This is a genomic window from Sporosarcina sp. P13, assembly GCF_002743055.1.
GTDB lineage: Bacteria > Bacillota > Bacilli > Bacillales_A > Planococcaceae > Sporosarcina.
In genome coordinates this window covers 18,213-31,297 of sequence record NZ_PDYM01000038.1, presented here as the reverse complement: position 1 = coordinate 31,297, position 13,085 = coordinate 18,213, and the positions used below count along the sequence as shown (strand labels likewise).

General features: G+C 39.9%; 8 protein-coding genes. All 8 read right to left on the bottom strand.

The genetic code is table 11. The features are described from left to right. Positions 1-482: 482 nt before the first annotated feature. The 8 genes from CSV79_RS13920 to pdxR all read right to left on the bottom strand — a co-directional run bounded on the left by CSV79_RS13920 (position 483) and on the right by pdxR (position 13,013). Positions 483-1,733, bottom strand: coding sequence for a dihydrolipoamide acetyltransferase family protein (locus tag CSV79_RS13920; RefSeq protein ID WP_099689669.1), 1,251 nt, complete (start codon positions 1,731-1,733; stop codon positions 483-485). 13 nt (positions 1,734-1,746) lie between these two features. Next, positions 1,747-2,799: an alpha-ketoacid dehydrogenase subunit beta gene (locus tag CSV79_RS13915; protein WP_099689668.1), complete on the bottom strand. Its 1,053-nt coding sequence runs from the start codon at positions 2,797-2,799 to the stop codon at positions 1,747-1,749. Between the two features lie 18 nt (positions 2,800-2,817). Further along, on the bottom strand, positions 2,818-3,765 hold the full coding sequence (locus CSV79_RS13910; RefSeq protein ID WP_099689667.1) for a thiamine pyrophosphate-dependent dehydrogenase E1 component subunit alpha: 948 nt from the start codon (positions 3,763-3,765) through the stop codon (positions 2,818-2,820). A 23-nt stretch (positions 3,766-3,788) separates the two neighbouring features. Beyond that, entirely contained in the window at positions 3,789-5,135 is a 1,347-nt protein-coding gene (gene lpdA, locus CSV79_RS13905; RefSeq protein WP_099689666.1) for a dihydrolipoyl dehydrogenase, read from the bottom strand. A 263-nt stretch (positions 5,136-5,398) separates the two neighbouring features. Continuing rightward, on the bottom strand, positions 5,399-7,345 hold the full coding sequence (locus CSV79_RS13900; protein WP_099689665.1) for a sigma-54-dependent Fis family transcriptional regulator: 1,947 nt from the start codon (positions 7,343-7,345) through the stop codon (positions 5,399-5,401). Between the two features lie 435 nt (positions 7,346-7,780). Further along, positions 7,781-8,056, bottom strand: coding sequence for a hypothetical protein (locus CSV79_RS13895; RefSeq protein ID WP_099689664.1), 276 nt, complete (start codon positions 8,054-8,056; stop codon positions 7,781-7,783). Positions 8,057-8,685: 629 nt separating this feature from the next. After that, positions 8,686-10,770 (bottom strand): alpha/beta hydrolase domain-containing protein, encoded by a 2,085-nt coding sequence (locus tag CSV79_RS13890; RefSeq protein ID WP_099689663.1) that lies wholly within the window; start codon positions 10,768-10,770, stop codon positions 8,686-8,688. 806 nt (positions 10,771-11,576) lie between these two features. Beyond that, on the bottom strand, positions 11,577-13,013 hold the full coding sequence (gene pdxR / locus CSV79_RS13880) for a MocR-like pyridoxine biosynthesis transcription factor PdxR (RefSeq protein ID WP_099689661.1): 1,437 nt from the start codon (positions 13,011-13,013) through the stop codon (positions 11,577-11,579). Positions 13,014-13,085: the final 72 nt, after the last annotated feature.

The following is a 13,085-nucleotide window of genomic DNA, read 5'->3' as shown; positions in this document are numbered from 1 at the left end:
TCCTGTATCCAGCGAAAGCTGTCAAGTGCGGTCTTTCACTTGACTGGTTTCGCTGGATACAGGACGCTCCATGAATGGATGCCGTTCTGAAACGGACTTAACTTTTTTGTGTCCAGGATATTGACGTAGATCCACTAGTTCTTTTATACATAAAAAAACACTCCTTTAGATTATAGTAATCCACAAAGGAGTAAAACGGTATATCCTTATTTAAAATATATTCCAATGCCTTACTATCTATTTAAATTCCATATTTACTATGATTATTATATTAAAACCTATTTAATTCAATCCCATTCAAATTAAGTCAAGGGTACCAGGTCCTTAAACATTTCTGAATCGTTCGGGGACCTGGTACCTTACTCGTGCCGAATGTCTATCAACTTGCGCAGTCGCCTATAAACGTTAATCCCGCAGTACAATTTTATTTCGTTCAAGCAGACAAAAAAATCCGCAGGAAGACATTCTTCCTGCGGCCGGTATTATAAAACTAAAAGATAAGGAGACTCGATGTACTTTGCTAAAGCAGATAAGAACTCTGCCGCCTTAGTGCCGTCCACGATTTGATGATCGAATGTAATGCTAAATGGTATCTTCCTGCACGTTGTAACGGTTCCGTCTTTCGTCAGTGCCAACTCTTCTTGGAGTGATCCGATACCTAAAATGCCTGTTTCCGTTGGATTTAAGATTGGCGTGAAATATTCGATTCCACTTGCACCTAAGTTTGTGATGGTGAATGTGGAACCTGAAAGTAAAGCTGAATCTGCTTCACCGCTTCGTGCTTTTTCTGTAATCTCCTTCATTTCATCGGCAAGCGCCCCAATGGTTTTTTGCTGTGCATTTTTAATGACAGGGACGAGCAAGCCGTCGTCTAGAGAGGTTGCGATTCCCAAGTGAACTTCGTCATACACAGTTAATTTCCCATCATGATATGTGGAGTTCATCGATTGCACTTCTTGCAGTGCCAATACGGTTGCCCGCGCCAATAAAACAGTTAAGCTTAGTTTTATGTCTGGATGGCTGGCACTTATTTTATTTCGCAAAGTCTGTTGGAATTCGATCAGCTGATCCGCGTTAACTTTGCGATGTAACGTAAGTTGTGCAGATTGTGCTAAACTTTCCCGCATATTGCGCGCGATGGCTTTTCTCATAGGCGAGAGTCCTGCGCCGATAGATGTGCTAGAAACAGTTTGTTGTGGAATTGATTCTTTTGGCTGCTCTGTATTCTTGAACGAACCATTGGCCAGCACCCGCTCGATATCGCGTTTAGTAATTCTGCCGTTTCCGCCAGAACCTTCCACTGTTTCAATATCAATCGCCTGATCTTTTGCCATTCGTCTGGCAAGCGGTGTAATAAAAATACGATCACGTGGCACTTGTTCTTTTTTTGCGTTCATCGGTGGTTTCTCTGCTGAAGAGTCAGCCTTTTCATATTCGGTCAATTCTACGCTGACCGCATTCGTATCCTGTTTGTTTGCTGCAGAAGCTTTTTCACCCTCTTCTCCAATGACTGCAAGTGCTTCCCCAACCTTCAGTTCATCCTCCACTTCACCGAGTCGTTCCAGTAAAACACCTGAAAACGGGGCTTCCACGTCTTGATTTAGTTTTTCTGAACTAATCATCAACACCGGTTCGCCTTTCGTAACTGAATCACCCACGTCTTTATACCATTCCGTGATCGTGCCTTCCGTCATCGTCATACCTAACTTTGGCATTACAATTGTTTCGCTCATTAGTATTCACCTCCTAGATTGTTCCAATCTTTAAATCTGAGATAAGTTCTTCAGCTACACGTAATACTTTGTCGGCGTCTGGAATATATGCTTTTTCTAGGTTGGCCGCAAAAGGTACCGGTGTGTTAGGTGCGCATACGGTTTTAATAGGTCCATCTAAATAATCAAATGCTTTATCAGCCACAACAGATGCCACATCAGTCGCTGTGTTATTATGAGGATTCGATTCATCAATTACGATGAGACGTCCTGTCTTTTTCACTGATTCTATGACCGTTTCCTGATCCCATGGAGAGATGGTGCGTAAATCAATTACCTCCACTTTTACCCCGTCTCCGCCTAAGCGATCTGCTACTTCTTCCGCGACTTGAACCATTTTTCCAATGGCGACAATGGTAAGATCACTGCCTTCACGTACTACGTTCGCTTTACCAATTTCAATCGTGTAATATTCTTCAGGAACATCACCCTTCATCCCATACAGCATCTTGTCTTCTGAAAAGACCACTACATTATCATCTTCAATCGCCGCCAGCATAAGACCTTTTGCATCGTATGGATTGGATGGCACTACGACTTTCACACCCGGAATGGCCCCGAATAGACCATACAATGTTTGGGAGTGTTGTGCCGCCGCTCCGGCTCCAGCTCCGTGAACTGTCCGTACAGTAAGCGGTATTTTTGCTTTCCCGCCAAACATATAGCGCATTTTGGCTCCCTGGTTCAAAATAGGATCCAGTGCGAAACCTACAAAGTCGTTGAACATTAATTCTGCAATTGGACGCAAACCAGTTGCCGCAGCTCCGACAGCTGCACTGAAGTACCCGTGTTCTGCAATCGGTGTATCAATTACGCGTTCCCGTCCAAATTCTGTTACTAGACCTTTGGATAATCCAAACACGCCACCGAATGCATCATCATATCTTCCGTCATCTTGGACTAAATGATCCACTTCCGCTCCACCTGCTACATCTGTACCAATCAAAATCACTGTCTCATCTTTGCGCATAGACTGCGCCATCGCCTCGTTAATTGCTGTCATAAATGTGACTTTTCTTTCCGTCATCGTAAGTTCCCCCTTTTCTTATGCAAAAATATCCGTATATAGAGTTGAGATATCCGGAAGCGGACTTTCCTCTGCGAACGCAACTGCTTCATCAATTGTCTTCTTCGCATTCTCTTCAATTTCAACGGCTTGTTTTTCTGTCATCCACTGATTTTTAATCGCTTTCTCACGGAATTCTGTGATCGGATCACGATCTTTATTTGGGTCATTGTCTGTTTTGTATTTTTGTTCATCTCCTTCAAAATGTCCGTAATGTCTATACGTATCACATTCGATTAATGTAGGACCTTTACCGGCTTTTGCACGTTCAATTGCCGTTTTAGTAGCTTCATAAACTGCTTCCACATCCATCCCGTCAACACGAATACCCGGCATATTATACGCTGGCGCTCTTTCGGCAACCGTTTCTGAAGCAGAAGCATAACGGAAAGGTGTGCCTTCACCGAATTGATTATTTTCACAAACGAAAATAACTGGCAAGTCTAAAATAGATGCTAAATTGAGTCCTTCATGGAATGTACCTTCATTGGATGCGCCGTCACCGAAGAAACAAACAGCTACGTGGTCTAGTCCAAGTGTTTTACTAGTCAATGCTGCGCCGGCTGCAATACCAAAACCTCCACCTACAATTCCATTTGCACCAAGCATGCCTTTGTCTATATCCGCAACGTGCATCGATCCACCTTTACCACCGCCAAGTCCATCCCGTTTACCCATAATTTCAGCCATCATACCTTTAATGTCACAACCTTTTGCAATCGCATGGCCGTGGCCGCGATGGGTACTCGTAATATAATCTTCGTCGTTAAGAAGTGCCATGACACCCGTAGCGACAGCTTCTTCTCCTGCGTACAAGTGGACAAACCCGGGAATGAGCCCTTTTCCAAATGTTCGATGTACTTCCTCTTCAAAAAATCGAATTTCGTTCATCTTCTGGTAAATCCATAACGTTTTTTCCTTAATCATAATAAATCCTCCCTCTATACATGTTATTGATGAATCGCTCGACCGAAAAATGCGTTCGCGCTTTCACCGATTGCTTCCGATACCGTAGGATGAGCCTGTACAAAATTTGCCAGTTCGTGCATCGTCCCTTCTGCATGCTTCATCACTGCTACTTCCTGAATCAATTCTGTTGCATTAGACGCAACGATCACTGCTCCGAGAATTTCTCCATATGTTTCTTCCGCAATGATCTTAATAAAGCCTTCCGTCTCACCCATTGCAAGTGCTTTGCCGTTTGCGGAAAGAGGGGAAAATGAAGTTTTAACTTGATAGCCATTTGCTACTGCTTCTTTATCGTTTAACCCAAACGAAGCGATTTCGGGTTGCGTGTATACACAGCGCTGGATAGTAGATGGATCCAATGGTTGAAAGTCTTCATCTAGAATGGCCTGAATAGCTGTCAGACCTTCTGCGCTGGCAGCGTGAGCAAGTTGATAGCCGCCAATTACATCGCCGATTGCATACATGTTTTTGACGCTAGTTTCATAACGTTCATTGACAGAAACATAACCTTCTTTTAATTCCAGTTTCAGTTCTGTAAATGCTTCAAGGTTAGGCGTTCTGCCGGTTGCCACAAGTAATTGATCAAATGGATAGCGCATGTCTCTCACGGTGACATGTTCTTTTGTGATGTGGTCGATCTTTGCGTCGGTCAAGACATTCACTTGCAATTCTTGTAAGCGCTGTCTTATGATCTTTCGAGCATCCTCATCTTCAGTCAATAAAATGTCGTCAGCCACTTCGATTACAGTAACCTTTGTGCCAAGCGGTGCCATAGCAAAAGCAAGTTCAATCGCAATAACACCGCCGCCTATAATCACCAATGAAGCAGGCAACTTCTGTAGATCAAAAAACGTGTCCGTTGTCAGATAATCCACTTGTTCCAATCCGGGGATAGGCGGGACAAAAGGTCTGCTTCCCGTAGAGAGAATCAAGTGTTCCGTTTGCAGCCGGTCTTCATTTACCGTGATGATTTGTTCTTGATTAACCGAAGCAGTTCCATGAAACAAAGTAATTTTATTTTTCTTCACTAAATACTGTATACCTTGTACTAACGTCTTCACTACCTGATCTTTCCGGCTCATTAATTTCGGGAAATCTATGGATACTTCGCCTGTGTGAATTCCCCACTCATTCGCTTTGTTAATCGTTTGAATCATTTCACTATGTTGTAAAAGCGCTTTGGATGGTATACACCCGACATTCAGACAAGTACCGCCCAGTTTATTTCTCTCAATTAATGCTACCTTTTTTCCTGACTGCGCTGCGCGGATTGCAGCTACATAACCACCAGGCCCCGCACCAATTACCGTTACATCAAACGTTTGCATAACTTCATATCACCTGCTTTCGCTAAAATTACCCAAGTTGTCTATTCACTGTGAAATCTTCTTGAGGTTCATCTATAATAAATGCAAGAAGCGTGCCAAAAAAATTATGTATAGTGAAAAGCCTTGAATGTATTAGAATAATTGCATAATTAGCAATATTCCACTCCCTTTCTAACTAGAATAAAGTGTCTCATTTAGACAGAGAAGTGTCTCAGTGTATCAAAAAAAGCCCTGAACTAAACATAGTTTAGTTCAGGACTGACTTAACGAGCTTCTAGATTATACTGTTTCATTTTGCGGTACATGGTAGCGCGCGATATTCCCATACGTTTCGCCGCATGAGCGACCACTCCTTTTTCGGCTTGTAAAGCTTCTTGAAGTTGTTGTTTTTCCGTTAATTGAGTGTTTCTAGTCAACTCGGCTGGCAGATGGGATGGCGTTAAGATAGTTCCATCTGCATTAAATAGCGCTTGTTGGATAACATTCTTTAATTCACGGATATTACCAGGCCATTGATAATCAAGGAGGCATGTTTTGAATGCGGAAGAGATGTTCATTTGCTGTTTTCCAAATTCACCACATAATTCATCAATAAAATGAGAAGCCAACGCTGAAATATCTTCAGCTCTCTCACGTAGCGGTGGAATGGTTAATTGAATAACTTTTAAACGATACAGCAAGTCTTCACGAAACAGTCCATTTGACACAGCTTCAGTTAGGTCACGATGTGTAGCTGCAATAATTCTCACATCAATCGGAATAGCTTTTGAGCTTCCAATTCTGGTTACTTCGCGCTCTTCAAGAATCCGCAATAAATGGACTTGGAGATCTAACGGCATATCTCCAATTTCGTCCAAGAAAATGGTTCCACCTTGCGCCATTTCAAACTTCCCTGGGCTTCCTTTAGCACGGGCACCGGTGAATGCGCCGGCTTCGTATCCAGAGAGTTCACTTTCTAACAAATTTCGTGGCACTGCACCACAGTTAATAGCAATGAATGGTTTATCTTTTCTGTCGCTTGCCTGGTGAATGGCTTGGGCAAATACTTCTTTCCCAGTACCTGTTTCTCCTGCAAGAAAAATAGTCGCATCAATTGCGGCTGCTTTTTTCGCCTGCTTCTGAACATACAAAAAGGAATCAGACGATCCGATCATCTTTTGAAACGGATCCGTTTGCTTCTCTTCTTTAGTCTTTATCCCATGCTGTTTTTTTGTAGATGTTGTTGAATGACTCTTCTTCAAAAAAATGATGGCACCTAAATATATATTTTGAAAAGAGACAGGTTGTATAGAGCATGTATACAATTGTTTTAGGCGCAGATTCTGTATTTCTTCTTTCATAACGACCTTTCCACTGATCATCGCATAATGTACAAGTTCATCTAATCCTTCTAGGGAGCTAGTATGCAAGATATCGGAAATATAAGGGTCGTTATTTGCGACAGCATTTCTTTGGACTATATTTTTCTTGCTGTCGATTATTAAAACTGCATCTTGCGAATCTTCCATTGAATTTGTTAGGGAAAGATGGTCATGCAGTATACTGTGATATACTTGGTTGATGATCGTATTAGACAAATTTTGCGCTTCCGATATAATTAATTTCAGTGTATGTGGATGAATATGAGGATTGGAACCTGCAATATTGACAACACCTAACACTTCCTTTGTGAAAGGCGCAATCATAGGTGCGGCTGCACAATACCATTCATGATTTTTCTTACAAAAGTGTTCAGAGAACAGCACTTGGGCAGGACTTTTGGTTTTTAATGCGACACCTACAGCATTCGTACCAGCAGATTGTTCAGTCCACGTACCGCCTGTAAAAATATTGAGTATTTCCGCACGTTTCAATGTTTTTCGATCACCAAATGATTGTAATATCGTACCGTTGGAATCTGTAAAGGATAGCATCGTTTCCGATTCATGTAGTATATCCACAAGACTTTCTACGCGTGGAGTGGCAAACGATAGTAACTGTTCATTTTGCTGCAAACAATTTTCCAGTTCATGATGTGTCAAAATATCTTCAATTGAAGTTTGAAATGGGTTAACACCAATGGATTTCGAACTCTCCCAAGACTCTGAAATCTCCCGTCTCACTAATCCGTCTGTAAGTGTTCCTATCTCATGATATTGTTTCCAGGCAGTTTTAGTGGAACGATTGAATTCATTCGGCTCAAGAATAGCTTTTCTAAGTAACTGATTCATATCATTACCCCCACATAGTTTGATAGCTACCACTGATTATGTATACTATACCATAATATGAATAATGAAATGAAAGCGTATTCAAAGTTATACATTATAAAGCATAGTTTTATTGAGGTATTTTCATGTATTTCTAATCACTCAAAAAGCCGTCCTCCCTTAACTTGTCTATCCTTCATCACAGTCAGTTATAGGTTCATCTGTTAGAATTTAATATCCGTCACTTAATTGTTGATTTCCTGCATCTGACTATTGATATCCATCTGCGTTGACTCATCCTTTTCCAGCCGGGACAAGAACCATGGTGAATCAGCTCGTCATGTCTACAAAGCATAGTAAGCCCCTCCTCTGTTTGAGTCATTTCTCACCTCACAACCTTTTCTCTAGTTTATTTCAAAATAAAAAGAACGCCCTATTGAACGTTCTAAAAAATTTTTAAACACCAAACATTAAAGTGCCATTTCTCATTGCTTCACTAACTTCCTTTTTAGTATACTTTCCGTTATAAGGTAAAGGTATCAACTCTTGTAGTTTTTCTTCAAAAGTTATTCTTTGAACTTCTGATAAAGCGAAGTAAGGCGTTTCATTAATTACTAAATTTACACCTTCATAATAACCTTTAAAAGCACTTTGTCCAATGTAGCCAGATATTGATAGCGTGTACGGCCTACCATTAACTGTTTTTATTTCCGTGATTTGAATTTGTGTCATAAACATCCTCCTCTCTACCTTCCAGTATTCGACATTGAAGGAGGAGAATCCTTTAAATGTTATTGTTGCACATTATGTTCCGAAGCCGACATAAAGAAAAAATGCACTATCTTGTTCATTAGTTCTAATTCCTATTCGAAGTAAATAATTGAGAATTCTTTATTCGGAAAAGTTATTGCGCCTCTAAACATCTTGACATCTTTCCCGCATTCAAGATGCTTTTCATGTTTTTTGTTTGGTTCTTAATTAAAGATACCAGCTCCCAAGACAATTCTGAATCGTTTTGGGGCCTGGTACCTTTTAATAATATTTCCAATCGCATCGTTTTATCCATGTGTAAATAAAAGAGCACCCGATTGGATGCTACAAATGTACGTATAATCAGTAATCATATTCACTCCCAAAGCCATTATTTCAACAACTGGCAACTCTAAATATAAGGTACCTGTGTGCCAAACTTTTATAGAAACAAAAAAGCACCCTATTGGATGCTTCACATGTCGCTACTCACTATATTGATTACTAAAATATAAGATACCTGTGTGTCGGGATTTCGTGTTTGGTTACACATTCATGATTTTTTTCACACAGGTACCTCTTTAATTTGACTTAAGAATTTGACCCTGAAATTAGTATCCAAATGGTCCATCAAAGCCTTTCTTTCCATTTGCATAGTTTACAAGCTTGTCATAACCTTCTTTTAAAATATAGCCTTCATCTAAAAGTTTTTGTGCATGTGCAATGAATGGCTTCTTGTAATATCGATCGTAATTTGGATACAATTTCGCTATTTTATTAGGAGTAAAGTAAACCATACTACCATCCGTCTCTAGAAGGCCACTTCTGCCTGCATAGTACGTTGCGATTGGATACTCGATCATTGGTGAGCGAATCCCACCTAACGCATTTCCATGTTCGTCCTTTTTGGGCGTATAAAATGTTCTACCGTTAGTGTTAGTCGAATGATATTCCAACCACTTTTCTTGACCGGACGGTGGAGCGATTCCTTCTGTTACCCATTTATGCATGTTTTCCTGAGCAGCATTGACGAAAATTGGAATATTTAAGTCACTTTCAACATGTCCCGGTTCATACTCTTTGTCAGGTCTACCCTTACCATTACCAAGAGCAACTTCAGCACTGTTGGGAATAGTAGCTACCGTTGGTTTTGAATGTGGAGCACCGGCAACTTCATAAAATCTAAACTTGTTTGTTGACGTATTAGCATCCGCTATTCTTTCATATTCTGGGAAACCTGGTACTTCTCCAAAACGATGTTCAAATTCAGACATAACAACCATATAAGGAACACTAGTCTCTGAATACGTCACATGAGGCTTGGGCCCGTTCGAATGTACATTGGTTGTTCCAGGTCCTACTAAATTCAGATACCCATCATACATTGGTTTTCCGTTATTGGCTGTTTTCAGGAACTGATCAAATAATGTGATATACGTATTCAGATAGAATCCTGATCGACTTTGACCATTTAAATAGACATGTTCTGGATTCAAGCCCCCTACTAGATCACTGGCCTGTTCGGTACGTAGCATCGTACCCAATTGAGAAAGCATGTCCCAAAATAGACCATCCTCACCGACACCATTTACTTGCCAATTTAAATCTTCATATCTATTACTATCGAATCTTTTTAATGCATTAATGGTATCCGTTTTTGAGGTTATGCCAATATAGGCATGTCCCTCATTCATATACCAATCATAACTTCTTCCCCAAGAACCTTCCAAGTCAACACCACTAGTTGAATTCAGTATGTCAATATATACTCTGCCAGAGAATTTAGAAGCATCTTCCGGGAATCTAACTAGTAATCTTGTTGTATACTCATTATCCGAGGATTTAATATATGGAATATCTTTTTCGTTGATGCCATATACATTCGCTTTTCCCGATTGGAAAAATTCTTTCTCTTCGTAGCCATAATCATTCCAAATGTCTATGCCACCCCTGGAGCTATACATGGAATTAAACGGATGACTAATATCAGTAGGTTCACTGTGGAAAGTCATGCCTTTTCCATAAGGAATCTCTTTAATTGACGGAAGTGTTGTTATGGATGCCTTTATTTTATCGAAGTCCCTTTCCTCATCCGCATAGGTAATGATACGATCCAATAAAACCACAGCCTGTGCTCTAGTTAGTGGAGCATTCGCATCGAATAAGTTGCCAGGTTTTCCAACTAGATATCCGACATCACTAACACCACCAATAAATCCTTTTGCCCACGGTGGCATCTTATCTTTATCTGCATATCGATTGGCGGAATCAGGTGCTTCAGTTATCCCGGAAATCACAGTTGCAATTTTGGCTGCGTGCGCACGAGTTACCTGGTTATTTGGTTTAAATGTTCCATCTGGATAACCCGAAATATACCCTTTCGCAACTGCCTTTTTTAAATCTTCATAATACCAGCTATCCTTTTTCACATCGGAAAAGTCAAAATCCTTTTGCTCTTTTAAATCAAATGAACGGTTAACTAATGCAATAAATTGCGCACGTGTAACAGGGTCATTTGGACGAATTCCTTCTCCATCCCCCTTTAAATAGCCCGCTTTTACCCACTTATCTAATATAGGCTGAGCCCAATGCTCTTCATTGCTGGCAGCATCGGCTGGGGAATTTACCCCGGTAAAACTAAATAGTAATAGTACTGCGAGAATTGCTGTAAAAAACTTCTTTGCACTGATTTTCATTACCGTTCCCCCTTACATTTTTAGTTAAAGCGCTTACAGACTACAATTAATTTGATTGGCAGACAAACTAATACTGTGTGAATATTCTAACAGCCCCCACCTGATATCTCAACTAAACTTTTTAAGCTTAAAAAACTAGTAAAGCGTACCTGTGTGCCAAACTTTCATGAATGTATAAACATTCGCGATTGTTTCTCACACAGGTACCTTACATTTAGATACTCGCTACATAAAAAGTGGTTGGTTTAAATAGTCCTTAACTGGATGGTTCTCGTAAATGTTTTATCCTATAGAATTATAATGTATAGAACGAAGAAATTAATTTCTAAAAAGGAGGAAGGCATGAAGGTATACCTTATTGTATCAATGATTCTCGTGGTCATTATTTTAGCGATCGGACTAATTTTGACCATATCCGCTACTAATTCTGAGAATAAAAATTACACGAGCGGTAAAAGTTTTCATAATCTGCAGTGGGCTTATGTTTTATCAATCCCATTTATTGTTATAGTGACTCTTATAGGCATATTTATATCTCAGTAACAACGGAGGACGGTTCGGGACCAGCGATAAAGTACATGTTTTTTGTGTCTCAGGAACCGTCTAAGACCACTGAAAAAGTTCGTATTTCCATAATACATTCGTTAGATTCCCCTGGAGACCCTTTGACCGAAGGGTGGATTATTCACAATCTTTCCCTGAATTATGTTGTTGACGTTACAGTACACGACGACACAATTTTAGGGAATAAATGAGGTAACCAAAAAAATATCGGCATTCTTTAAAATTCAAACATTTTTCAAACATTATCCCCTATAACTTCTTAGCGCGTAGACAAACCTTGAAATGCCTTCTTGTATCGAAGCTCCGTTACCTTTACCATAAGTAAATCGAACGTATCCATTTTTTGACCCCATTAGTCTCCCAGGTACAAATGAAACGCCTTTTTTCATGGATTCTTCAAATAACTTATATTCATCAATTTCGTGATTTATTTTACACCATAAATGAATTCCGCCTTGTGGCACTAAATATGTAACCTCATTTTTAGATAAGCTGTCCAATGCCAAAATTAACGCATTCCTACGCTCCCTCAGTTGAATCCTTAAATCTGAAACGTGTTTGTCAAATTGAGGAGAGTCTAGAAATTGATTCGCTATCCATTGAGGAAAAACACTATGACCAAAGTCAAATTGCTGTTTGCCATCTGACAAACGTTTAATCACTTTTTCTGGTCCAATAATCCAACCAATGCGTAGTCCTGATGCAACAACTTTTGATAACGAACTAATGTATACAACATTTTCATTACCGTCCATTGACTTTAACGTAGGTCCAATGCACCCGTCGAATGACGTCAAATTATAAGGATCATCCTCTATTATGGGAATACCGTACTTTGATGATAATTCCAATATTCTCTTTCGGCGTTCCAGAGACATTTTTGTGCCAGTAGGATTTTGATAATCAGGATTTAAAAAGAGCATACGAATTCGATATTTTCTTTGTAAGGCTACAATATCATCAGGATTTACGCCATATTGATCAACTGGGAGTAATAGCGTTCTAATGCCAAATGATTGAAAGATCGGTAAAGAGAATGCGTAGGATGGGTCTTCAATCGCTACTGTATCCCCTGGTTTTAACAAGCATTGAACGATTAGGTGGATTGCTTGCTGAGCACCCGATGTAATCAGTATGGAGTCTGGCTCAACAACCATATTTTTATATGTTTTTACATGTTTACTAATGGTCTCCCGTAATCCCGCATCGCCTAAAGGATGATCGTAACCTAAATGCTCATCAAACGCATGCTCCTTAAGAATCCTAGCGAATTGGGCATTAGGTAGTAAATCTGCTGCAAGTTCCCCGCTTGATAGGTTAATCATTCCTTTTTGCTCAGTTTCATTACGAAGTTTCTGTACCAACGGAAGATTCGGAAGAAATGAGCCATCCTCTACATATCTACCCCAATTGGGGACTCTTTTATGAGTTAGTCCCCATATATCCGTATTTATATAAGTGCCGCTTCCTTTTTTTCTGACAATTAATCCAATCGCCTCTAACTCATCATAAGCAGTCACAACTGTACTCCGATTTATCTGTAACTTATTTGCTAACTCCCGTTCTGATGGCAATGGCTGGTCTTGAGATAAATCTCCCGATATAATCCCATTCTCTATTTGTTCTGCAAGTTGCCTATACAGAGGTTTTTTTATTGAACGGTCTAGCATAAATTGCATTAAACTCCACCCTTTATTTATAAGTTTTCAATATAACAAATTTCGTATTATGCTCATAGTGAAATATTAAAT